The organism is Mesorhizobium sp. M0522, assembly GCF_040321085.1.
In the GTDB taxonomy this organism is placed as follows: Bacteria; Pseudomonadota; Alphaproteobacteria; order Rhizobiales; family Rhizobiaceae; genus Mesorhizobium.
Window position 1 is genome coordinate 254,103 of sequence record NZ_JAMYQW010000003.1, and the last position, 23,047, is coordinate 277,149.

At 63.7% G+C, this 23,047-nt stretch carries 25 protein-coding genes and 1 pseudogene; 8 read left to right on the plus strand and 18 right to left on the minus strand.

Features of this window, described 5'->3' with window-relative positions; all coding sequences use genetic code 11:
* Positions 1–24 precede the first annotated feature (24 nt).
* On the minus strand, positions 25–249 hold the full coding sequence (locus NKI58_RS06115) for a hypothetical protein (protein ID WP_031213090.1): 225 nt from the start codon (positions 247–249) through the stop codon (positions 25–27).
* Positions 250–479: 230 nt separating this feature from the next.
* A complete protein-coding gene (locus NKI58_RS06120) occupies positions 480–845 on the minus strand; it encodes a VOC family protein (protein WP_023680367.1) in 366 nt (121 codons plus the stop codon).
* Between NKI58_RS06120 and NKI58_RS06125 the strand changes: the two genes are divergently transcribed.
* Complete coding sequence (locus NKI58_RS06125; RefSeq protein ID WP_352853094.1) at positions 840–1,301, plus strand: hypothetical protein; 462 nt, start codon at positions 840–842, stop codon at positions 1,299–1,301. The genes NKI58_RS06120 and NKI58_RS06125 overlap by 6 nt on opposite strands.
* A 44-nt stretch (positions 1,302–1,345) precedes the next feature.
* The gene (locus tag NKI58_RS06130) at positions 1,346–2,221 is read left to right on the plus strand and encodes a sigma-70 family RNA polymerase sigma factor (RefSeq protein WP_352784489.1); all 876 of its coding nucleotides are present in this window, start codon (positions 1,346–1,348) and stop codon (positions 2,219–2,221) included.
* A gap of 188 nt (positions 2,222–2,409) precedes the next feature.
* Here NKI58_RS06130 and NKI58_RS06135 read toward each other — a convergent pair whose 3' ends face one another.
* From NKI58_RS06135 to NKI58_RS06165, 7 genes are all read right to left on the minus strand, one after another.
* Positions 2,410–3,567 (minus strand): sulfite oxidase, encoded by a 1,158-nt coding sequence (locus NKI58_RS06135; protein ID WP_352617106.1) that lies wholly within the window; start codon positions 3,565–3,567, stop codon positions 2,410–2,412.
* A 654-nt stretch (positions 3,568–4,221) separates the two neighbouring features.
* Positions 4,222–4,644 (minus strand): hypothetical protein, encoded by a 423-nt coding sequence (locus NKI58_RS06140; protein WP_352824261.1) that lies wholly within the window; start codon positions 4,642–4,644, stop codon positions 4,222–4,224.
* A 50-nt stretch (positions 4,645–4,694) separates the two neighbouring features.
* Positions 4,695–4,865, minus strand: coding sequence for a hypothetical protein (locus NKI58_RS06145; protein WP_352784494.1), 171 nt, complete (start codon positions 4,863–4,865; stop codon positions 4,695–4,697).
* 170 nt (positions 4,866–5,035) lie between these two features.
* Complete coding sequence (gene dinB / locus NKI58_RS06150) at positions 5,036–6,277, minus strand: DNA polymerase IV (protein WP_023675647.1); 1,242 nt, start codon at positions 6,275–6,277, stop codon at positions 5,036–5,038.
* Positions 6,278–6,408: 131 nt separating this feature from the next.
* Positions 6,409–6,957, minus strand: coding sequence for a riboflavin biosynthesis intermediates N-glycosidase (gene ybiA, locus NKI58_RS06155; protein WP_352784676.1), 549 nt, complete (start codon positions 6,955–6,957; stop codon positions 6,409–6,411).
* A 98-nt stretch (positions 6,958–7,055) separates the two neighbouring features.
* Positions 7,056–7,202, minus strand: coding sequence for a GNAT family N-acetyltransferase (locus tag NKI58_RS06160; RefSeq protein WP_352784497.1), 147 nt, complete (start codon positions 7,200–7,202; stop codon positions 7,056–7,058).
* Positions 7,203–7,256: 54 nt separating this feature from the next.
* Positions 7,257–7,577: a hypothetical protein gene (locus NKI58_RS06165; protein ID WP_352784500.1), complete on the minus strand. Its 321-nt coding sequence runs from the start codon at positions 7,575–7,577 to the stop codon at positions 7,257–7,259.
* Between the two features lie 185 nt (positions 7,578–7,762).
* Here NKI58_RS06165 and NKI58_RS06170 point away from each other — a divergent pair, with 185 nt between their 5' ends.
* Positions 7,763–8,068 carry a hypothetical protein gene (locus NKI58_RS06170; RefSeq protein WP_352826573.1) on the plus strand — a complete coding sequence of 102 codons (306 nt, stop codon included), beginning with the start codon at positions 7,763–7,765 and terminating at the stop codon, positions 8,066–8,068.
* A gap of 221 nt (positions 8,069–8,289) precedes the next feature.
* Here the strand turns inward: NKI58_RS06170 and NKI58_RS06175 are convergent, their stop codons facing one another.
* On the minus strand, positions 8,290–8,985 hold the full coding sequence (locus NKI58_RS06175) for an XRE family transcriptional regulator (protein WP_352579488.1): 696 nt from the start codon (positions 8,983–8,985) through the stop codon (positions 8,290–8,292).
* An 82-nt stretch (positions 8,986–9,067) separates the two neighbouring features.
* On the opposite strand from NKI58_RS06175, the gene NKI58_RS06180 reads away from it, so the two are divergent.
* From NKI58_RS06180 to NKI58_RS06195, 4 genes are all read left to right on the plus strand, one after another.
* Positions 9,068–9,466, plus strand: coding sequence for a hypothetical protein (locus NKI58_RS06180; RefSeq protein ID WP_352579489.1), 399 nt, complete (start codon positions 9,068–9,070; stop codon positions 9,464–9,466).
* A 69-nt stretch (positions 9,467–9,535) separates the two neighbouring features.
* A complete protein-coding gene (locus NKI58_RS06185) occupies positions 9,536–10,171 on the plus strand; it encodes a high mobility group family protein (RefSeq protein ID WP_352579490.1) in 636 nt (211 codons plus the stop codon).
* 61 nt (positions 10,172–10,232) lie between these two features.
* Positions 10,233–11,504 carry a DUF6456 domain-containing protein gene (locus tag NKI58_RS06190; RefSeq protein WP_352853095.1) on the plus strand — a complete coding sequence of 424 codons (1,272 nt, stop codon included), beginning with the start codon at positions 10,233–10,235 and terminating at the stop codon, positions 11,502–11,504.
* Positions 11,505–11,907: 403 nt separating this feature from the next.
* Complete coding sequence (locus NKI58_RS06195; RefSeq protein WP_352617074.1) at positions 11,908–12,186, plus strand: hypothetical protein; 279 nt, start codon at positions 11,908–11,910, stop codon at positions 12,184–12,186.
* A gap of 222 nt (positions 12,187–12,408) precedes the next feature.
* Here the strand turns inward: NKI58_RS06195 and NKI58_RS06200 are convergent, their stop codons facing one another.
* From NKI58_RS06200 to NKI58_RS06210, 3 genes and pseudogenes are all read right to left on the minus strand, one after another.
* The gene (locus NKI58_RS06200; protein WP_352579492.1) at positions 12,409–14,379 is read right to left on the minus strand and encodes an acyltransferase family protein; all 1,971 of its coding nucleotides are present in this window, start codon (positions 14,377–14,379) and stop codon (positions 12,409–12,411) included.
* Positions 14,380–14,576: 197 nt separating this feature from the next.
* Positions 14,577–14,792, minus strand: a pseudogene (locus tag NKI58_RS06205) (alkylphosphonate utilization protein); the annotation flags it as partial.
* A 382-nt stretch (positions 14,793–15,174) separates the two neighbouring features.
* Complete coding sequence (locus NKI58_RS06210; RefSeq protein ID WP_023675661.1) at positions 15,175–15,471, minus strand: hypothetical protein; 297 nt, start codon at positions 15,469–15,471, stop codon at positions 15,175–15,177.
* A 233-nt stretch (positions 15,472–15,704) separates the two neighbouring features.
* Between NKI58_RS06210 and NKI58_RS06215 the strand changes: the two genes are divergently transcribed.
* A complete protein-coding gene (locus NKI58_RS06215) occupies positions 15,705–17,729 on the plus strand; it encodes an AI-2E family transporter (RefSeq protein ID WP_352579494.1) in 2,025 nt (674 codons plus the stop codon).
* A gap of 124 nt (positions 17,730–17,853) precedes the next feature.
* Here the strand turns inward: NKI58_RS06215 and NKI58_RS06220 are convergent, their stop codons facing one another.
* The 5 genes from NKI58_RS06220 to NKI58_RS06240 are packed head-to-tail and all read right to left on the minus strand — an operon-like array spanning position 17,854 to position 23,041.
* Complete coding sequence (locus NKI58_RS06220) at positions 17,854–18,789, minus strand: phosphatidate cytidylyltransferase (RefSeq protein ID WP_023675663.1); 936 nt, start codon at positions 18,787–18,789, stop codon at positions 17,854–17,856.
* Positions 18,790–18,811: 22 nt separating this feature from the next.
* On the minus strand, positions 18,812–19,474 hold the full coding sequence (locus NKI58_RS06225) for a lysophospholipid acyltransferase family protein (RefSeq protein ID WP_292664595.1): 663 nt from the start codon (positions 19,472–19,474) through the stop codon (positions 18,812–18,814).
* Positions 19,475–19,482: 8 nt separating this feature from the next.
* Positions 19,483–19,911 (minus strand): hypothetical protein, encoded by a 429-nt coding sequence (locus NKI58_RS06230; protein WP_352579495.1) that lies wholly within the window; start codon positions 19,909–19,911, stop codon positions 19,483–19,485.
* Positions 19,908–21,251 carry a phosphatase PAP2/dual specificity phosphatase family protein gene (locus NKI58_RS06235; RefSeq protein ID WP_352579496.1) on the minus strand — a complete coding sequence of 448 codons (1,344 nt, stop codon included), beginning with the start codon at positions 21,249–21,251 and terminating at the stop codon, positions 19,908–19,910. The genes NKI58_RS06230 and NKI58_RS06235 overlap by 4 nt, the downstream gene beginning before the upstream one ends.
* A gap of 2 nt (positions 21,252–21,253) precedes the next feature.
* Positions 21,254–23,041, minus strand: a complete 1,788-nt coding sequence (locus tag NKI58_RS06240; protein WP_352784510.1) for a bifunctional alpha/beta hydrolase/class I SAM-dependent methyltransferase — start codon at positions 23,039–23,041, stop codon at positions 21,254–21,256.
* Positions 23,042–23,047: the final 6 nt, after the last annotated feature.

Genomic DNA, 23,047 nt, shown 5'->3' on the forward strand with positions numbered 1-23,047 from the left:
GATTTTGACCTGCGTTCAGCGCCTTCAACTGGAGAGCGGGAGATCTTCCAAGGGATCGACAAGGAAGGACGCGGCGATCAGATCGTCCGCATCGAGGCGCAGTGAGCCTTTGGCGCCGCCCATAATGGCGGCAACCTTTTGAAACGTCTTGATCTCATGCTCGGTAATCTGGGCACTTTGCATTCTGGATTTGAGGTCAGCGACGCGCAGCCCCAAACTGTGGGACATTCCGATTTTACGGTTCGACATGGTAAGATGCTCCTCCCCGGCCCATGTTTGTTTTGCCACCCGCCCTTATTCGTATTTCCTCCGCCTGCCTAAATATGAGGCATCGCGATACAGCGCCCGAACGCCCGATGCAAGGGAAGGTTCCGGCGCGCAGAGGTCACGAAATAATAATACGAAGGAAGTACGGCCGATGGTCCGGCCGGAGGTAGGACTTAGGTACGACGCCCCGCCGGACAGAGGGCTCCGGTGCCTTATCGGCTGGCGAGGACCATGCGGTTGCCTTCGCTGTCGCGAAACTCCGCCACCGTGCGCCCCGGCTGCCACGGCGCCTCATGCGCTTCGGTGATGATCTCGACGCCGCCCGCTTTCATGGCCGCGATCATTGCCCCGACATTTTCGTCGACCAGCACCAATACCGGCTCCGCGCCGGGTGCGTCGTCGGCGCGCCTGACAAAATGCAGGTTCGTCACGGCATGCGGAAATGCCAGCTCGATCCAGCGCCAGCCGCCATCACCCATCTTCTGGTCGGCCATGACCTGGCAGGCGAGATGCCTGGTGTAGAACGCCTTGGCGCGGTCCTGCTCGAACACCGGAAGCTCGGCAAACTGGATATGCATGATCGTCTCTCCTGCTTGATGGCTGCCGCGCAGCCGCCCACGCGGGAAAGACGATGCGGGCAACCGAAAAGATTCTTCGGCAAGGAGAATCTTTTCAGCGCAGCCGGTCGTCCTTCGTTCATACCAACCAGTCAGGAGACGACGATGAACTACGCGCTCATTCGATACGGTGTGAAGCAAGCCGACCTGGAAGATAACCGCGCGCTGGTCGAAAAAGTGTTCGAAGCACTGGGCGAGGCGGCACCGCCGACGGTGCGTTATCTCGTGCTCGAGCTGGACGACGGCTCGTTCGTCCACATCGTCGGCCAGGACGGCGATTCGTCGGCGCTGACCGGGCTTGCGGCCTTCAAGGCGTTTACGGAAAACCACGCCGAGCGCCGTTCGACCCCGGCATTGCGATCGCCTGTCAAAGTCATCGGCAATTACCGTATGCTGGCGGATCAGAAAGCCGGGTAGCGCCTGCCGTGCCGCTCGCGCAGAAATGGGACGCTACGCCGAAAATGAACAGGGCGACTTTGGAGGCGATGCTCGTCGGGTTGCGGCCAAGGCTGCATCGCTACTGCGCGCGTATGGCCGGCTCGGTGATCGACGGCGAGGACATCGTCCAGGAGGTCCTGATCAAGGCGCTGCAGGCGATCGACGGGGGTGCGATCGTCGAACGTCCCGAGCAATGGCTGTTTCGCATCGCCCACAATGCCGCGCAGGATCACCTGCGGCGGCGCAATCGGGAAAGGTCGCGCATGACCGAGGCCGACATGAGCGTCATCGAGGATCCCTCCGGCAGCGCCGACAGCCGGCTCGCCGCCCAGACCAGCCTGCGCTCCTTCATGCAGCTTTCGGTGCCGCAGCGCAGCGCTGTGATCCTGGTCGACGTGCTCGGCCTCAGCCTGCATGAGACCTGCGAGGTGACCGGCACGACGCTCGCCGCCACCAAGGCCGCGCTGCATCGCGGGCGGGCGCAGCTCAAGCAGCTGGCGCTGCAGCCCGAACAGGCGCTTGCGCCGAGGCTCGACGCCGATGACGAGCGCCGGCTGCGGCGCTATGTCGACCTGTTCAACGCGCGCGACTTCGACGCGGTCAGGGCACTGATCGCCGAGGACGTCCGGCTCGACGTCGTCAACCGCGTCCGCCTGCGCGGCAAGGCCGAGGTGTCGACCTATTTCGGCAATTATGCCCGTATCAGCGACTGGACATTGTCGCTCGGCTTCGTCGACGGCAGGCCGGCGATCCTGATCCGCCACCCGCAGGCGGCCGACGGCGCCGTGCGCGGCTTCATGCTGGTCGAGTGGCGGGACGATCAGGTCATCCAGATCCGCGACTTCCGCTACGCGCCCTGGTGCCTGGTCGACGCGGAGATCAGGGCTGTGGAGGGGTGAGGAGAGCGCTGGAAATGGTGCGAAATGGCGATCAGGCAGCCTCCTCCTGTTTGACCCAAACGCAATTGCCACATGGCAGCACGTTCTTAGAGCGGTTCCGGTTCTCTTGGAACCGGTAACTCGCTCTAACTATCTGTTTTCCCGCATCTATGCGGACGCCAAATGCTTCCTTTTGGCTGCAAAATGCTCTAGCCGATACGCACGCGGCGCGTCACCTGGCCATTGCTTTCCCAGTATGTGTGTTTCTTGGCAATCAAGGGATCGTCCATCGCCGGTTGAATTTGTCCTGTGGTGCTGACCGCGCGCGAGGTCACCGTGTGTTCTCCAGGAGAGGGATTTGCCCAAGCCAGGGACCATATTTTCCAGGCGTGTTCGGCCTCCTCACTGTGGTCAATGGTCGCTGGTGTCCAAGGCCCTTGATCGATTTGCACTTCGACCCGGTCGATCGGCGCCCCCCAGGCTGCCCCAACGATGCGGTAATCTGAATCTTTCCGGGTAACCTTCGCAGGCGCGGACTTTATCAGCGCTCGCCCGACTGACGTCTCGGCCCATACGGTCTCGCCGTTGTGGTCCTCCTCCCGGATGGTGACATAGTCACGGGCCATCAGAAGGCTCATGAACCGCGTATCGCGAACCTCGATGCGCTTTAGCCACTTGACGTTGGCGATCCCGTACCAGCCTGGCGCAATGAGCCGTACCGGGAAGCCATTGGGCGCCGGCAAGGCGGCCCCGTTCATTTCATAGCAGAGGAGATTGTCGGGGTTCATCGCGTCGGCGAGCGACATGCTACGAGCGAAGTTCTGCTGCATCTTGACGTCGCGTATCGGGACCTCGCCTGTATCGGTACCGAAAAAGACGACCTCGATACCCTTCTCCAGAACGCCGGCTTCCTCGAGGATCGGGGCGAGCGGCGTCCCTGCCCAGCGAGCATTGCCGATGCCGCCGGTGAAAAAGGGAAACCCGTGGTTGCCCGAGCATTCCACTGTGAAAACGACCTCCTGCCTCGGTCGCGCCCTGATGTCGGCGAGCGTTAACTCCAGGGGCTTCTTAACCAGGCCTCCGATCTCCATCGACCATGTCTTCTCGTCGATCGTTGGTCGGTTGAAATGCGAGATGCTGAAGAACTTGTCGTTTGGCGTTATCCAGCTATCCAAATCCTCCCAGACAAGCTGCTTCTGGATACCCGCCGGATCGGGATTTTCGGTCGGCTGATCCAGCCATGGAATAACTTCCTCGTTCGGCCGTGTTGGAAAAGCGTAAGCCCGGCGCGAGGTATAGAGAGCAGCAATTGCGGCAAGAGCCGCGCTTCCTTGAACAAGAAGTTCTCTGCGCTGAAAATCAGGCATGTTGTTTACCTCCCAGTTGATCCGGAACGGGCTGCAACGTGCCTTAGGCCGTAGCCTGATCACGGATAGGCGACACAATGTGAGGTCTGCCCACCCGGAAGTATCCGGGTAGGTCAGATAATCACCGACGCAAGTCAAGCATGTGAAGCATTGCACGAAACGCCAGCTCGCGTTTCGCACGCTAAGAGTGCGCCTTTGAGAAGGAACTGTCCACAACTTGGACGGGACATGATGATGATTGCAGCATTCCATGCCGATTTCCTGTCCTGCCAAAATGGTTGCTGCTCGGACCGCTGCCGACCGCCCGCTTCTGGGTCATTTCCGGACCTTCGCGGGTGCGATCGGAAGGGCCGTTCCGACCCAATTTCTGCCGTTCCGATATCGGCCTTGCCAACTCCAGGGCGGATGTTCACCCATTTCGACGAGAAACTGCGTTGGCCTGCCGTCTGTGGGCGCGACAGGATGGCGGTGCGGCCGGCGCAGGTGTATGATGGCGGTCTAATATTTCAAGATCAGGAATTTGCAGGTGGAGGGCGGGCCCGGGCGGCACATCAGAACCAGTCTGCATTACGAGGTGGCCAGCAACCAGGCCGCCTGGCTTGGGCGCGGCAGATCATTCACACGTGAACCATTCGCCAACCGAGCGGGGACACCCTAATTGGTGGTGACTTGCGTCACCGCCACGCCGGTTATCCTGCCGTTCCCGGCTGTGTAGGTGAGCGTCTGCGTGACCGTGGCGTCCTTCTGGTCGGGAGACGAAGGAGGATAAGAGGCGGCGAAGCCGAAATGGCCGTAACGATCGGGCTTGGCGGCGCCAAATTTCGCGGCCACGTCGCTCAGCGGCGCTCCGACGCCGGGCGTATCGAGTTCAACAGCTGTCAGGCTGGCAGGCGCGCCGGCGCATCCTTCCGGCACCTTACCTTCCGGGTTCGGCTGCAGGGCGACGGACAGGACACCGTGGTCGGAGCCGCCCATCTCGCCGGATACGAACCAGAAGATCGACGGCGATCCGCCGGCGTCGGGGCCGGCATAGCAAAGCCAGTGGCGTGAATCTCCGGCGTCACCTTCATCGTGCATGGCTCCGCCGAAGGCTTTTTCGACATCGGCAAGCGTGGTTTCCTCAAGCTTTATCTCCAGCGGCCCAGCCTTGACCTGCTTGAATAGCGGGCTGGCCAGCGGCGAGTTGATATCGCCAGGGATGGAATCGCCCGGTCCGGGTTGAGCGGCTTGGCCAGCGTCGTTGCATTGGTCACCAGTCCGGCAACGATGAGTGCGAAATATCCGGCGTTCTGTCCCATGCCGATCTCCTGTCGTTCGAAATGAAGGTGCGGAAGGATTTGCGGGCGGGTGCTACCCTGTCTGGCCGATACCCAAACCGGTGCACGACCAACTGGACCGAAGATAAATTCACAAGTCCGCAGCCTTCAACGTCATTCCGGCGACTTGGCAACCAAAGTGTAATCGAGGCTCACAATTCCTTCTCGGCCAGCTCCCGAAATGCGTCGGGAACCGACCGCTGTAGCCCGAGCGCGACCGAGGCGTAGCCGACCGCCTCCCAGCCGAAGCGGTCGCGGATCTTGTCGACGGCGCGATCCGCGGTCCAGCGCGCCGCGCCCTTGCTGGTGCCGGGGCGGCGGCGGTAGTCGTCGAGCCCGAGCGGCAGTTCCAGTTGCAGGCCGGCATGCTGCTCCAGATGCGATACGGCGATCGCCAGCAGCGAGATTGTCTTTTCGTGCGGATGGTCGATGAGCACCTTGCGCACCAGCGCCTCGGCGATCTCGGCCAGCATGGCGGTTGCCGAAATCGGCTGATCGAGCGTGATCGAGCGCGTCACCGAGCGCAAATCGGCAAAGCGGACGCGAACCGTCACCGTGCGGCCGGGCCGGGATTTCGCCCGCAGCCTTGTGGCGACCCTGTCGGCCAGATGCAGCAAAGCGGGCACGAAGACCTGCTCCTCGGCGGGTTTCCGGCCGAGCGCCGATTGCGCGCCGGCCGAGCGCGCCCGGCGCTGCGTCTCGAGCTTGCGCGGATCGCGGTTCCACGCCAGCGCGTTGAGTTTCTCTCCCGCCGCCGGCCCGAGCAGGCGCTCAAGCGCCCCACCATTGGTCTTCGCCAGCTCGCCGATGGTGTTGACGCCGATGCCGGCCAGCCGCTGCCTGGTGACCGGGCCGACGCCCCACATCAACTCGACCGGCAGGTGGTGCAGGAACTCCAGCTCGTGGCGCGGATCGACCACCACCAGCCCGTCCGGTTTTGCGACCTGTGAGGCGATCTTGGCCAGATGCTTGGTGCGGGCTACGCCGACCGAGATCGGCAGGCCGAGCTCGGCCCGCACGCGGCGGCGGATCTTGCCGGCGATCTCGGCCGGCGAGCCGAACAAATGGGTGCAGCCGGCGACGTCGGCAAAGGCCTCGTCGATCGAAATCCGCTCGACCACCGGCGTGAAATCGCCGAGCACCTTGATCGCCGCATCGCCCAGCCGCTGGTAGTCCTTGAAATGGCCGCCGACGAAAATGAGTTGCGGGCAGAGTTCCCGCGCCCGCCGTCCCGGCATACCGCCGCGCACGCCGAACGCCTTGGCTTCATAGGATGCGGCAAGCACTACCCCGCCGCCGACGGCAATCGGCTTGCCGCGCAAGGCCGGGTCGAGCAACTGTTCGACCGAGGCATAGAAGGCATCCAGATCCGCGTGGAGGATGTTGGCTTCCATCCGGCCCGTTCGCCCGCGGCGGTTCGAACGCCGCATTGTCTCGAGTTGTGATGAGAACATAAAGAGAACATTATGGGTGGATTGTCAAGCAGCGCGGAGGCCGCCGCAGATGACGAGCGCACGGCAAATGTTCAGCCGCGCAGCCGATCGCGGGCCTGCATCAGCGCGAATCCCAAGAGGTTCTCGCCGCGCCACAGCAGCGGGTTCGACGCCTTCTCGTCATCTGCCGCAAGGCCGATACCCCACACCCGGTCGACAGGGCTCGCCTCGACCAGCACCCGGTCATGCGTCGACAACAGATATTCGCGCAGCGCCGCGTTCTGACGGAACTTCTGAAAGCTCCCTTCAATCACGATGCGATATTTGTCTGCATCCCATTTGGTGCCATCGAAGCCGCTCACCTGGCGGCCAAGCTGCTTTGCCTGCTTGGGGCTCGCCGCCCTGAGGATTTGTGTTGCCGTCGGAGCATCACCGAACAGTCGTGCCTTCTCGGCCATCATCCAGTGTTCGGCAGTCGGATAGCTCAGGCCATCGACGGTAAAGGGCGCATGCCACCACTGGCTGAAGCACGACGTGGTTATGCGGCCGTCCTTAGACGGCTGATGGCCCCAGAAGAACAGGAACTTCTGCCGGGGCTTTGCGCGAAAGGTTTTCTCAAGCCAGGTTCGGTCGTAAATCATGGGCGGATGGAGCAGGGCGAAAGGCCGGCTTGTCAATGCTCCATCCAGAGTGGGTAGCGAAGATGAGCGGTCGGCGCTGAATGCGATGAAATGCTGATCTACAGCGCCATCTTGTAGCCGAGATGACTGGCGGTGAAGCCGAGGCGCTCGTAAAAAGCGTGCGCCTCCCATCGACCTTTGTCCGTGGTGAGCTGGACGAAGCTGCAATTGCGCGAACGGCATGTTTCAATCGCCCATTCGATCATCAGCTTGCCGACGCCGCGAGAGCGCCATTGCCAGGCGACGCGAACGCCTTCGATCTAGAAGCGGGCGAAGAGGCGCTGCTGCCTGGCGCGGGCGAGGTCGGCGGCGCGCCTTTCCTGCCGCCAGCGCGGCATGTTGCGGAACATCGACACGAAGCGGGCGGCATCCTCGAGTGCCTCCTCGGCTGACTGCGCCGGGCGGATCGCCGCCAGGAACAGAGCGCGGCTCGGCTTCATCTGGTCAATCGTCGCCTTGCGCTGGCGATGGCCCTGGCGCGCCGTGCGGATGCCGTCCTGGCGGATGGCCGCGAAAGCGGCAAGCATGGCCGGGCTGTCGCCGGCATAACCGCAGGCCTGGGCGAACTGAGCGAGGTCCATCGTCACTCCCTTGCTGCCGGCGGACGGAGCGGGCGCGGTTCTGTTGCTCGCGCCGATTCCAGCCTGCACGAGATATAAGCATAACTCAAATAATCGAACAAGTGAAACTTTCACGTTGATGTAAGCGGAACCGACTCGACTCCGCTCCAAAAACCGATAATGTTGCGAACAAAGCAGGAACAATGATGGGGATGACCATGGCATTGGCAGGCAAGGAAGCGACGATCGCCGAAGTTGTCTCGATTGCCGTCGAATGCATCGACTGCGGCCGTAACAGGTGGTGGAAGCCGGCCGAGCTCAAGCGGCATGGGGTGATGCCGGAGACACCGCTGGCCGCACTTTCGGGGCGCCTGATCTGCAAGGCCTGCCGGGCCGACGGCCTGCCGGGCGCCGCCGTCTCGATCCAGGCTGCCTTCATCGACGACCGGCAACGGACCCGCGCCGAGGCGCGCCTGCTCAACGGTCGAGAGCTGCAGTCGAGGCGGGCTTGAGGGGGCGGGCGTGCTGCTCTTCCCTTCTCCCCTTGTGGGAGAAGGTGGCCGAGCGAAGCTCGGTCGGATGAGGGGTGTTGGACGGATCGCTACCTTGATGGCGTAAGTGCTTAAAAATCGCTTCTACATTTCCTCCGCCGCGTTCCTTCCAGCACCCCTCATCCGGCTCGGCGCTGTGCGCCGATCCACCTTCTCCCACAAGGGGAGAAGGCAACAAGCCCTCAATACCCCAGCAATTCCTTGAGCGGGATGACGCGGAAGACGTTCTTGATGGCGTAGCGGTTGAAGGACAGCGTCTTGGGCGGGTTGTACTGCTCGACGATCAGCTCGGCGGCGGTGCGCTTGACCAGCTTCTTGATGAAGGCCTTGCCGTTTTGCTCGTTCTCCTCGGGCAGGGTCTCGATCACCACATGGTCGCCGGGCAACGCTTCGCGGCCGCCGCAATAGATCATCTCGCCGGGCTCGTAGCGCGGCACCATCGAATCGCTCAGCACGTGCAGCGCAAACACATTGCGCAGATGCCGGATCCCCGGCGGCCGCTGGACATAGCCGGCCGGCTGGCCGTTGAAGGTAAAGTCGCCATCGTCGCCGCCGACGGCGGTACCGAGAAGCTGGATGTCCATCGGCCCGGCGGGCAGGGGGCCGGGATCGGTGACGATCTCGGCATCGGCGACCGGTCCGGCATCATCGAGGAAAACGACCTCGCCCTTGCCGAGTGCCACCGGGTCGACGCGCAGGAAAGCGGCGGTCTTCAAAAGGTTCTCGGTCTTGGGCAGGTTGCGCCCGGTCTCCCAATTGCCGACGGCAGCGACGTCGGTGTCGTTGTGCTCGGCAATGTGACGCATCACCAGGCCGCGCTGCTTGCGCGCCCGGCGGATCGCCGCTCCGACCTTGATCGACAGTGCAGTTTTCGCCATGGGTCCATCTGTGGCATAAGATTCGGTTTAGTCTATGCAAGAATCGCTTGCATTATGATTTGAGTTATGCTCTTATGTAGGCATGCGCAAGTCGCTTCGCCAGCTTTCGGTCCTTGAATCCGCCGTTCAGCGCGCCGGCAGCGCTCGCCTGGAGGTGGTACCGCAACCGATCGCCGGGGCCATGCATGTGCCAACCCTGTCCCCTTCGTCGCGGCTGTCCTCCTCCCCGGCCGGGACGATGCCCGAGGCTCGCGCCTCGGATCCGGCAGCGCAAGCGGCCGGAACGGCCGGAGCCGTTCCCCTCACGGCTCCGGCCACGAATTACCTGCCGGCCGGCAATGCGGATGCCGCGGTTTCCTGCACCCGCACCGAAGACGGCACGGTCATCGCCTTCGACGAGCGGACGGGCAAGGCAGTGTCCGGCGCAACAAGGCAGGCGGCCGAGATGAAGCTCGATCGCAGCAGACCACGCGAAGGCTGACCGGCTTTCGAGCCTGAGGCCGGCGAAGCCGGCGCCGCACACAACCATTTTTGCAGGGAATGAAACATCATGGCCGCCCGCTATTCCGCCTCGGAACTGGAACAAATCGAGAACTGGCTGATGAGCGGACTGTCGGCCGCGAAGATCGCCACCCGGTTGACCGCGCTGCGCGGCCGCCCGGCCTCGCGTGCAGCCATCATCGGCATCGTCCACCGCACCGCCCGTTTGCGCACCATCGGCCTTGCCAGATCCAAGGGCTGGTGTGGCCGACGCTCTGGCGGCCGGCTCGGAAATTCGGCGCCTGAGCCATCAAGCACTGCTGATCAAGCGGAGTCGGCTCCGAAGGCCGAGCCACGCTGCCGCCCGGCAAGGCTGTCGGCCAGGCTGGCGCCGCCGGCATGGCAGCCGGGTCCGGCTCGGATCACCGGGACCGATGGCGCGCCACTCGAAATGCCGGCGCCGCGCCCGATCGCCGCCGGCGGCCGCCAGCCGCATTTCGTTGCCATGCGCTTCATCGATTGCCTGTTCGAGCGCTGCCGCGCCCCGCTCGACACGACGCTGCAGGCGGATGCGGAAAACGATGCCCCCGGCAGCCGGCCCGGTTTGGACATGCTGTGCTGCGGACTGCGCACGAACCCATCGAAAAGCTACTGCGCCTATCACGCGGCGCGCTACCTGCGCACGCTGCCGGCCGAAGCGATTTGAGCCCGCTGGATGACGGAAATTCGCCAGAGCCCGACGACCAAAACCCAGGAGGACCGAGCCGATGAGCACCAAAACCGCCCAAAAGGCCAAAGCCAGGCCACCGAGATTGCCGAAAGGCGAGGCCGAGCAGGTGCGCATCCGCAAGGAGATCGGCCATGATTTCGCACTGAAGGACGACCGGTTCGGCCGCAAGCGGCTGGCGAAGGGGACGCAGGAGGGAGCGCGCCTCTATGAGGTCTCCAATGACGGCCACACAGCGACCGGCGGCATCGTGCGGGTGCGCAACGTCGACCCGCTGAGCGGCCTCACCTCGCTGTCGCGCCAGCAGCGCGAGGCGGGCATGCGCTATCGCCAGGATTTCCGCAACTCGTCCGAGGCAACCGCCAAGCCGATGGCTTGGGCCGAGCGCGTCGACGGCGGCCGCACCGGCAGCGGCGTCGCCGAACACATCCTGTCCGCCGGTCGCGACCATGCCGAGGCCACCAGGGCGCTTGTCCATTGGGAGATCGCCGGCATCGTGCAAAAGGTCTGCTGTGCCGACGCAACGGTCAAGAGCCTGGCCGAACAGGCCGGCGAGCCGCGCGACGTGGTGGTGAAACTACTCAAGATCGGGCTCGACATATTGGCCGTGCATTACGGCATGATGCTGCCGGCCGGCAATACCGGCCGGATCGATCCGTCAACGACGGCAGACACGGATTCTTTCGATAACCCGGTGGTGATGGCGCCAGTGCTTGACGACTTCGGTATGACAGCGCCGGTGGTACCGGTAGCGCGGCCTGTAGTCCTCGTCGTAGACATCATAGCGGTAACGGGGGACGTACTCATCGTCGTAATCGGAATACCGATGGTGGCGATAATAATAGTCGTCGTCATAGCCGTTGCCGATGCCGATCGTGACGCTGCCACCGGCATTCGCCGGGCCGATCACGGAAGCCGCCGAGGCGATGGCGATCACCGAGGCAAGCAGGAGCTTCTTCATAGCTACCTCCTTAGTCCCTCTAATAGAAAAACCCCCGAGGGGCAGCCTCGTTCCATAGATTGGCAAGATGTAACGAACGGACGAGCCCGAAGTTTAGCGCCTGCTGGCGCGAAAACGCCGCTGGCTGCGCCGGGGTCGGATCGTCGACGCAGCGTGGCCGCTCCTCTCATCAAACAGCGGCAATCGCGCGTCAGTCCCGTCTTTTGCCGACGTCTGCCTACAGAACATGGCCCAATTCCAGCAAAACGAACGCGGTCGCACCCAGCACAGCGAGGGCGTAGGCCGCATAAAGAACAAGCAGCATTACCTCAAAGTCCCGGACGAAGCTTGCGGCAATCCTGGTCTCCTTAGGCTCCGCTTTCTCGATGCGGTCGGTTTCCAGCTGCTCCGTTGCCACGACGAGGCAGACAATCCTGTCGTTGTCGGCCGCCTGTAATATCCGTTCCGTCAAATCGACTGCAATCACTGGATCATCGGCCAACTGATCTCGCGATAGCCGGCTTTCAGTGACGGTCTGGATTTCACGCTTTCTCACGCACGCATAATTGCGTCGACTAAATTAGGTTCCACTAAAATAGATACATTGCCTCGACCCGATCACGACTTGGTGAGGCGTGAGACCAGCTGGGCGGGGAACCCCCGCCCGAGGTCCGCATTTGTCGACTGTCGGGGCGAATCGCGATCCGCATCCTCCGATCAAAGGGCGCAGGCTTCTTCATAGGCTGCTACGGTGCGCCATTGCTGGTAGGTCGCAATGCCAAAGCAGCCAAACTCTCATATCGCGAACGCAGCGCCGACGTCTTCAGTGCCGACCGGTTATGACGAAGATCGCATGCTTACTTATATCCGGCTGCTCGACGCGTCGGCTGAAGGGACCGATTGGCGTGAGGTCGCCCGCATCGTTCTGCACATTGATCCGGAGCAGGAGCCGGAGAGGGCTTTCCGGGCGTGGGCGACACATCTGGCGCGTGCACGATGGATGACCAGGAAGCGGAACGAGTTGCGCCAATTGCATGATGAGTGGTGGGGGTGAGCACTATCTAAGCGGAACTGCCGTCTCGGTCTGGCCGTTGAGGGAGGAGGCCAACATGGAAAAGCGCCCAATGACTTCTTGGCGAGCTTTCGAGCTGTGCTGCCTTCTTGCAGTTCCGCTGTCGCTTATCCTTACGGTTTTCCTGGCGGGTCTTATCCTTAGCTGACCCCCGCATGGTTGCTTGCCGAGGGCTGGGTCGTGATCCGACAAGATCCGGAACCGTTACTTTACGGCCGCCGCCATCACATCCGAAAACAGCGCCCGCTCCACTGCCGGTTCCAGCGTTTCGGCGAAGGGCGTCGCCAAGTGGTGGCGGTCGCGGAAGGCTAGTTTGCCGTCGATGAAGACATGGCAGGTGGTCTGGTCGCAAAAGCGGTCGGTCATGTCGATGTAAGCAGCGTTCGGTGTCGAGCGCACGATATCGCGCTCGATGGTGGCGATGTCGTCGTTTGCCGCCATGATCCTCGGCGTGTCGCATGTCGCGGGCGTCTGGCCCCGCCACAGCGCCCGCGCCACGCATTTGTCGGCGTAGCTTGCATTGTAGGGAACGTCCCTGATGACCGCGACCTTGATGCCGGCCTGGCTGAAGGCTTGAAGCGTCCAGCTGAGGCCGGTCCGCCACTGCGCTTGCCAATCGGCGTGCTTCAACTCCTCGGGCGATTCTTTCATCACATTTCCGATCGAGAACTCCGAGATCACCACCAGTTGCGGGTGGAGCGCGATGATGTCCTTGACCGACTGCTCGCGCCATTGATCGCATTCGGTGTAGTCGCGCTTCAGCCGCCAGTTCCAGGTCGTCACCCGCGAAGCCCGGCAGGAGGATTTGAGAAAGGTGACGACGCGAAAATTGTTCTTCTCGGCCGCCTTGATCAGCGGCGTCGACCAATGGTCGGCATGCGAGTCGCCGAACAGCACGACCGAGCGCTGGGCATCCTTGCGGCCGAACATGCAGGGCTTCGGCTTGACGGTCTCGAAATCGAGCACGCAGCCGCCATTGCTCGCGCGCACGGTGGAGAGCTGGGCGGCGCTGTCGGCGATGACGTGCTGTTCGGGGCTGAGATTGTGCTCGGCAAAGCGCGCATTGCCATAGGCCGCGACCACGCCGGCGCCGGTCAGCGCGACGGCGGGCACCAGCGCCCGCGCTGCTCCGGCCATCAGCCAGCCGTTGCGGCGGATCGGGTTCTCGATGAAATGATAGGTGAACATCGATAGAAGCAGCGTCAGCGCCGCGCAGGCAAGGCGGTCCAGGATGGACAGGCTGGGAACCACCATCGCCGCATAGACGATGACCGGCCAGTGCCAGAGATAGAGCGAATAGGACAGCCGGCCCAACCATTGCATGGGCGGCAGCGCCAGCACGGCGCTCGGCAGATTGCGGCCGCCGCTGCCGCTGAGCAGCAGCAGCACGGTGCCGGCAACAGGCGCCAGCGCATTCACCCCGGGGAACGGCGAGTCTTCGTCCAGCATCAGATAGGCCCAGGCGATCAGCGCCAGACCGAGGCATGCCTGGAGCGTGGCCAGCAGCGGCCGGTCGCGCCAGATCTTTGCCGGCGCCATGGTCGCGAGGCCGCCGGCGGCGAATTCCCAGGCCCTGAGCGGCGAGAAATAGAACGCCCAGGGCTGCGACACTTCCGTCAGCCAGGCGCAGGCGGCGAAGGAGGCCGCGCCGGCGACGCCGATGACGATTATAGCGGCGCGCTTGCCGGGACGCAGCCAAGCGGCGGCGAGAAGCAGCGCCGGCCATGCCAAATAGAACTGTTCCTCGACCGAGAGCGACCAGAAGTGGATGAACGGGTTGTTGGTGGCGTCGGCGGCGAAATAGTCGAACGACCAGCGGATCAGCCAAAGGTTGATCATGTAGGCGGAGGCGAACATGGCGCCTTTCGAATAAAGCGCCTGTTCCTCCGGCGACAGGATGAAGTAACCCGTGAACAGCGTGGCGAGGATGACGAACAGTGCCGCCGGCAACAGGCGCCGGGCGCGCCGGGCGTAGAAGCGCCAGAGGTTCAGCCGCCCGGTCTCGGTGATTTCCGTAACCAGGTGACGGGTGATCAGATAGCCGGAGATGACGAAGAAGATGTCGACGCCGGCAAAGCCGCCGGGCAGGCCGGACAGACCAAAATGGAAGGCGATGACACCCGCCACCGCCAGCGCGCGCAGCCCTTCGATGTCAGGCCGAAATGATGCCGACACAATCACCTCATGCAAGGAATGCCCACCTCGCAGAGGCTCGACCCGATGCGACGATATTGCAATGCAACAAATCTAACGCAGTGCAACATAGGGGGAGGGCGCGGCTCCTCCAGTTCCTCGCGTCGGCGATTCACTCACATGAGCGATTCGAGAGCGACTGATATGGAAGCGAAGCGAAGGGTGCCGAGGCGATCACGCCTTTTCAAAAACTCGGTCTTCAGCACCAGGCCCTTCACCTGCCTGGTGCTGCATTCGATCTCGCCGGGATTGCCGGTGAGGCGAATATTCTTCACCAGCGTGCCGCGCTTGATCGTCTCCGACGTGCCTTTGACCTTGAGATCCTTGATCAGGGTCACGGAGTCGCCCTCGTGCAGCGCCGTGCCATTGCTGTCTCTTATGATCGCGTCGGTCATGGCAGGTCTTTCGTGGGACTCCGGTGCGGAGGTGGTTGGCTCATTACCCGGCCTATCCCACGGTTGGCGGCGAGGTCAAGCGTGCCGGGGGCAGCGTGCCGGTAACCAAGCGTGCCGACCGCTAATGCCAGGCGGACGGCCGACCGGAAAACCCGGATTGTGAGCAGACTGGGACCCCCTGGGCGGTAGTGGCATTGCCGCTTCGCGACATGCGCTCCGGCCAAGCCATGCCAATGGCGCCACGGCAATCGAAGTCGTGGCCTTTTACGCGGATATTCCGGCACGAGTTCAAATAGATGAGCGCCCGCCCGTGCGGACAGGAAGGTCGCAGTGACAGACCTGCCCGCCCTTTCGCTTGGTGCGTTATTTCAATTGGCAACGATCACTTATTGGCGCCACCGAGCTGGTTGGCCATCTTGCAGAAGTCGGCATGCATCGTGGCAATGCCTGCGTCGCTGCATTCCTTCAACATCATGGCTCGGTCGCTCGTGGACATGGCCATCCATGCCGCCTTGAATTCGGCTTCCGACTTCATGGTCTTCATGCCGGCGTCGGTGAAGAAGGGGTTCATTTTCTGCGGATCGTCGAGCGCCGAAGTGCCAGTGGCACCGGCGGCAAGCGCTGCGCCGGTCATCATCGAAAGCGCCATCGCGCCCATGCAAAGCGTCTTGATGTTCATGATCATTCCTCCTGAGCTGCTGCTTTGAGGTTGTCCATCAGCGATCTACGAAGGAACGGTGTTTTGACCCAAAAGTTCCACGTTCTGGCGCAGACATGGAACAGGATTGCCCGTGACGTCATTAATGCAAAAAATTCTACCATGACTGAATTTGCCGCGCTGCCGACCAGGGCAATCGGCGTCCAGCTGGGTGAGACGCTGCGAAGTTGCACGCCGGCTCAATATGCCCGATCATGGCGACGGCGGGGCGGAGGTATCAAGTGGCGGCAAATCGTCGAAACGACGCGCACCTGTCGGAGCCCCGGCGGGCGGGCATTGTTTCCGCGGCCAGGGCGCTTCCGCGCACATCGTTGCCCAGCGTAGCGTCGGTCGTGACGGCCGTCGCGGCCCTCTATTTCGGGCGCGAGGTCTTTCTGCCGATCGCAATCGCGCTGCTGCTTACCTTTGCGCTCGTGCCCATGGTGTCGGCACTCAAGCGAGCCGGCATTCCGCGTCTTCCTGCCGTGATCGCCAGTGTGCTCGGCGCATTCACGGTGCTGGCTCTGTTCTCCTTCATCGTCGCCACGCAGGTCAGTGAACTGGCGCAGAACATTCCGCTTTACCAGGCGAATATCCTGACCAAGGTCCGGTCGCTCAAGGAAACCGGCGTCGGCGGCGGCATCGTTTCCAGATTGAGCCGGGTGATCGAACGCGTCGGCCAGGAGCTCGACAGACCCGAGCCCGCACAACCCGCCGCCGATCAGCCTCCGCGGGAACCGATCCCGGTCGAAATCGTCGCGCGCGAACGACCGCTCGAGGTTCTCCAGAATCTGATCGGCCCGCTGCTGAGCCCGCTGGCATCGGCCGGACTGATCGTCGTGGTCGTCATATTCATGCTGCTCGAGCGGGAGGACCTGCGCGATCGCTTCATACGCCTCGTCGGCTATGGCGATCTGCATCGAACCACCGAGGCGCTGCAGGATGCCGGCAAGCGCGTCGGCCGCTATCTGCTCATGCAACTGGTCGTGAACATCGTCTATGCCGTCCCGATTGCAATCGGACTTTGGCTGCTGGGCATACCCAATCCATTGCTGTGGGGCTTGCTGGCGCTGGCGCTGCGCTTCGTTCCCTATATCGGCCCGGTCATAGCGACGCTGTTGCCTCTGTTCCTGGCGCTGGCCGTGGCGCCCGGCTGGTCGCTCGTGCTCTGGACTGCAGGGCTTTTCGTCGTGGTGGAACTGATCACCGGCAACGTGATCGAACCTTGGCTCTACGGCTCGCGCACCGGGCTGTCGCCATTGGCCATCATCGTTGCGGCGATCTTCTGGACCTGGCTTTGGGGGCCATTGGGCCTGGTTCTGTCGACGCCGCTCACGGTCTGCCTCGTCGTGCTCGGCCGCCATGTGCCGCAGTTCGAATTCCTCGACGTTCTGTTCGGCAACGAACCCGTGCTCGAACCGCACGCCCGGCTTTACCAGCGGCTGCTGGCCGGCGATCCCGAGGAAGCGACGGACCATGCCGAGGAGATGCTGGAGGAAGAATATCTGGTCGAGTTCTACGACAAGGTCGCGATTCCCGCACTTCTGCTCGGCGAGCAGGACCGGGTGCGTGGTGTGTTGAGCGATGAGCAAAGACAGCAGGTCGCGGGCAGCGCGCTGACGATGGTGGCGAACCTCGACGACAGCGCGCAGGAGGAGGCGGAAGCGGACGATACGGCCGCGGCCGAGGACAACGGCTCACGCGAGGACAAGCACGTTCCGGGGGAGGTTCAGGGCGAGGAAGACACCGAACTGCCGGATGGCACGGGCATGTCGGTGCTGTGCGCCGGAGGGCGCGGCGAACTCGACGACGCGGCTGCCGCTATGCTGGCGCAGGTGCTCGAAGTCCAGGGCGCTACGGTGTTGAGAGCGAGCTTCGCCGAGATGGAACCGGGGAGCATTCGCCGCCTTGAGCTCGACCCCGTCGATAGTGTCGTCGTCGGATTTTTGAACCGGGATTCCGTCAAGCACGGGCGGTTCCTGGTCCGTCGGCTGAAACGCGCCAAACCAAGGTTGCGAGTGGGCATCGTCTTGTGGTCGGAAGCCGACAGCGACAACCAGGAGGCAGATGCCAGATTGGCCAACGAGATCAACGCCGATTTCGTCGCACACGGCATGGTAGGCGCGGTGCTCGGTGCGTTGTCCAGCGCTCCGCCGGTGGCGCTGAAGACCACCGCCAAACGCCGCATGCGCCGCCTGACGCCGGCGCGCAAGAAAGAGCCGCTCGCCGCGGCAAAATGAGCGCGGCGAAGACTGCGGCAGGTCGGGTTATTACCGCTTTCGCGAAAGTGGTAATAACGAAACGGATCAGGTTGTCTTCGCAAGGTCGCGCTGAACCGTCCGCCGCGGCAAACGGCGCCAACCTTCATACAGTCCAGAAATAGCGCACCGTATGGAAGAAGACCGGGGCGGCGAAGACCAGGCTGTCGGCACGGTCCATCATGCCGCCATGGCCTTCGATCAGATGGCCCCAGTCCTTGACGCCTTGATCGCGCTTGATGGCGGAGGCGACCAGCCCGCCAAGGAAGCCCATCAGGCAGGCGATGAAGGCGACGCCGGCTGCCTGCAGCGGCGAGAACGGCGTCAGGAACGACAGCAGCGCGCCGAGCAGGCTCGATGCCGCCAGCCCGCCGACCAGCCCCTCCCAAGTCTTCGACGGCGAGACCGTCGGCGCCAGGAGATGCCGGCCGAACAGCTTGCCGAAAATATATTGCAGCACGTCGCTGCCTTGCACGGTGATGATCAGGAAAGCGATCAGCAACAGGTTGCGGCCTTCGAAGCCTGGCACCTCGAGCGTCAGCAGCGCCGGCACGTGGCTGACGCAGTAGACCGAAATCATCACCGCCCATTGCTGCGCCGAGACGCGCTCGAGAAAGCGCTCGGTGTCGCCGTGCAGCGCGGTGATCGCCGGCATCAGCAGGAAGCAGTAGACCGGGATGAAGATGGTGAAGAGACCGTACCAGGCGGTCCACACCAACCAGTACTGGAACGGGATGACGATGCCGAACATGCCGAGCAGCACCCAGTGGTCGCTGCGGCGGCTGTGCGTCAGCGTCACGAATTCGCGCAACGCGGCGAACGAAATCAGCGCGAACAGGATGGTCATGCCGGGGCGGCCGAAGAAGAAGGCGACGGTGATCGCCACCACCATCACCCACCAGGCATTGATGCGCTGGGTGAGGTTGACCAGCGTCGGCGACAACGGCTTTGGCGCGCGCCATGACAAGACGCCGGCGACGACGCTGGCACTGATCAGCACCGCCAGCAGGCCGACAATCAGAATGAGGGTTTCGTGCATCATCGGCAGCATTTTGCCTTGGTCCTCAATCGTCTCGCTGCGGCCGGGGGTTGAGCGCCAGCAGCGTTTCGCGGGCGCGGTCGAGAAAGGCGCGGCGTTCCTCACCCGGTTGAATGGCGATCGGCGCGCCGAAGACGACGCGGCAAAGCAGCGGCACCGGCACGAATTGGCCCTTGGGCAGCACCCGCGACATGTTCTCGATCCAGCACGGGATGAGCTCGACATCGGGCCGCGCCATCGACAGATTGTAGAGGCCGGAGCGGAACGGCAGGAGCGGTTCGTCGGTCATGTTGCGCGTGCCTTCGGGAAACAGGATCAGCGAATGGCCCTGGTCGAGCACCGACAGCATGATCGAGATCGGGTGCTGCGTTTCATCCGTCCACTGCCGGTGGATCAGCACGGAAGACAGCATGTCCTCCGCAATGAAACGGCGCAGCCGCGTCTTGCCCCAATAATCGGCGGCCGCCACCGCATGGGTACGGGCGCGCTCCTTCTCGCTGAGGCAGGCCGACAGCAGAATGAAATCGCCGTGGCTGGCATGGTTGGCGAAGTAGATGCGCTGCCGGTCCGATGGCTGGCTGCCGTTCCAGATCGGCCGCACGCCGGTGACCACCCAGGCCAGTGCCGACAGGCCGACCGAGGTCACCGTCTGCAGCAGGGTATAGGTGCTGACGCGAAGCTTTGTCATGGACGGGCTCAAAGGAATGCCGCGACGACCGAGGCCGCCGCGAACAGGCTGAAGGCGATGCGCTGCTTGGCGAGCAGACGGCGCGTGCCGGCCATCCGCTGGTCGAGCGAGCGGCCGCCGGCCGCCGTGGGTTTCAGCCGCATGCGCGCCAGCACGTCGTCGATCGCCGCACCGCCGCCTGCCTCGCTGGCGTGGCTGGCCATCAGCCGGAACAGCAGCGCGTCGAACAAAAGCAGGGCCGAGAGAATAATTGTGGCTATGGCACCCGCGGCGGCGATCAGCCAGGCCGCCGCGGACAGCGACGATGTTTGCGGCGCAGCCGCCAGGCCGATGACCGGCGCCGCCAGCAAGGCAGCAGCAATCAACAGCAGCGGCCATGCCACCTGCACCATCAGCCCGGCGGCGAACGCTTCGGCCTTGTCACGATAGGCGGTCATGTCGCCGCGTCCATGCCAAGATGCACAGGCCGGCCCGCGGCGGCGAGCTGGCCTCGCGCCTGATCCGGCGTGGCGGCCCGGCCGCTGGCGACCAGCCATTCGGCGACGACGGCGGCGCTGCGCTGGAAGCCGACCGCACAGCAGACCAGCACCGTGCCCTGGTTCTGCGCCGCCTCGATCGCCGCCACCGCTTGCGCACGCGCCTCGCGAGACGGCGGCAAAAGGTCGACCATGGGCAGGCTCAACCAGTGGATCGAGGCGCCACGCGGCCTTTCCAATTCGCCGGCAAGGTCGATCACCGTGCCGAAGGCGTCGGCCTCGGCGGCGGTCGGAAAACGGCCAAGGGAAACACCATCGGCAATGACGATCTGCGCCGGAAGCTTTCGCGTCCATGCCCACACATTGACCTTGGCGGCAACCCGGTAAGGCCACAGCAGAAGACGGCTGGCCAGCGACACGCGGCCATCGGCTGTTTTCTGGAACACCTTGGCGCCGGCGCCGGCATAGACGAAAGCGACTATGGCCAGCGCCAGTGCCGGCCACAACAGGATGAGCCATAGCGCCGAGACCAATGCCCCGGCAGCGGCGCCGGCCAGCGCAAGGGTTGCGCCGAGCGCATAGAACAGCGCCAGCCGCCGCGCCTTCGGGTCGGCGGTCAGGCGGAAGCCGGCGAACGGCAGCTCGCCGTCGCGCGGAAACAGCCACAGCGCGAAAAGGCCGAGCAGCGCGCCGGTCGGTATGTCGATGAAATGGTGCTGCCACGTCGTCAGCACCGAGGCGCCGATCAGGAAACACCAGGCATGCCAGGCGACGCCGGCGATGCCGGTCAATCTGTGACGCCAATGGTCCCAGATGATGACCAGCAGCGCGATATGCAGCGACGGCACCTGGTTGAAGGGTTTGTCGAAGCCACCGAGCACGGCGAACATGAAGCCGGGCAGGCCGCTCGTCTGCGGGCGCACGAACGTCGCAGTCAGCGGGAACAGGATGAAGCAGGCGACGGCGACGATCTGCGCCGTCAGATAGCGGCCGGCAAGGCGGTCGACGCCGCTCTTCGAATTGTTCAACAGCAACGACAAGCCATAGAACAGGTTGATCGACCAGTAGGGCACGATCGTCCAGGCAAGGAACGGGACGCCATGCTCCCAGCCGAACACGATGCTGCCGACGTCGTCGCGCCGCGACGCCAGCCAGTTGGCGAAGCCGTAGGTGGCGTAGAAGAACGGCGCCAGAAATGCCAGCCACAGCGCGGCGCGCAGGACTATCCCGGCATACGGCTCGTGCGGCAAGGCCGGAAGGGCAGGGGCATCGCGAGGTAAGGCAGAGGCAGGCAAGTTCATGCTCAGACGCGCCGCGCGACCGAAACGGTGAAGATGCCCCACTGGTCGATGCGCTGGTCGAGCTTCTCGAAGCCGGCGGCCGCCACCAACTGGTCCATCTCGGTCTGCGTGCGGCGGCGCATCACCCAAGCCTGGCCGCCGCGATGCGAGGTCAGGCTGCGCGCGATCATCTCGAGCTGCGGATGCCAAGGCTGGTTGGTGTAGACGAGCAGGCTTCCGGGCTGCATGGCGCTGGCCAGTCCACCGAGCGAGCGGGCGATCATGGCATTGTCGGAAAACAGTTCGTAGAGCCCTGAGACGATGGCGAGATCCGGCGCCGGGTCGAGCCCGGCCAGCATCGTGGCGTCGAAGGCGTCACCTTGATGGAACGAGACGGTCGCCGGCAGCTTGCGCTCGGCGATCAGCTTGCGGCCGAGCGAGACGTTCAGCTCGAAGAAATCCTGTAGCCGCACGCTTGCCTGCGGCGCGGCGCATTTCTGCACGGCATCGAGCACATAGCGGCCATGGCCGGCGGCGATATCGACGATATGGACTGGCCGGCCGGCGGCCTTGAGCGAGGCGGCGGCGCTGCCGATCAGCTCTTCCAGATGCAGCTTGCGCTGGCGGATGCCGCGCCAGCCGATGGCATCGAGAAAGGTGCGGTCGATCATGCGGCCAATGGGGCTGATGCCGCGCGCCTCGTTCTCGTAGACATAGTCGAGCGTCGAGCCGGAATCGAAGCCGGTGGCAATCCCCGTCTTCATGCCGGACGACAGCCAGGCGCCCATGCGGATCGAAGCGCGGCTCATTGCCCAGTAGAGGCCCCTTAGCGACAGCAGCGGCAGCGGCGAGGCCAGCCGGTCGGCCTCGTCGCGCGTGTAGCCGGCACGGTCGGCCCAGGTCAGGTCGACCGGCTCTTCCGGCGCCGCGAACTGCTTTTCGAGGAAGGGCCTGATCAGGTCGAGTGCCTTGTGGCGGTCGCGCTCGCCCAGCGTGTCGTGGAAGAAGCCGGGCAAAATATGCCGCTCCTTGGCCGGGCTCGCCAGATTGACGAAAAACTCGTGCTGCGGTCCATGGCGCACCACCCAGTCGCTGCCAGAGATCAGAAGCTGTGTCGGCACGGTGATGGCGCGGGCGTCGGCGACGATGCGCGCGGCATGGTCGTAGAGCTCGACCAGGATGTTGGAGGCGATCGGCCGGGCGATCAGCGGGTCGGCGTCGAAGGAGGCGATGCGCTCGGGGTCATGCGTCAGGAATTTCGCCTTGACGTAGGAATTGACGAAGAAGCGGCCCTTCAGCTTCTGCCACAACGCAATGCCTTGCTTGGCGAAGGGCACGTAGAGCTTGACCGAGAAGGCCGGCGAGGCCAGCACCAGGGCGCGAATGTCGGGCGCGTAATCGTGCACCCAGGCGGCGGCAAGCACGGCGCCGAAGGATTGCGCGATCAGCGCGATGTCGCGCCGGGCAAAGCCGTCGCTGCCGATCTCGCGCACAAAACAATCGATGTCGCGCACCAGCGCCGCAAACGACGGCGCATAGCCGCGTTCGCCGGCGGAGCGGCCATTGCCGCGCGCGTCCCAGGCATAGAAGGCGTGGTCGGGCATCTGGAGCTCGTCGACCAGATGCGCCATGCGGCCGCCATGCTCGTGGCCGCGATGGAACAGCAGGATGGCGCCCTTGCGGTTTTCCGACAGAGCCGGCCAATAGCGATAGAAGATCTCGGTGCCGTCATGGCTCTTGAAGCTGCGCTCCTGCGCCACCCGCTCGATATTGGCTGAAGCCACTGCCGCAACCGTCTGTTGGTGAAGCATGTTGTT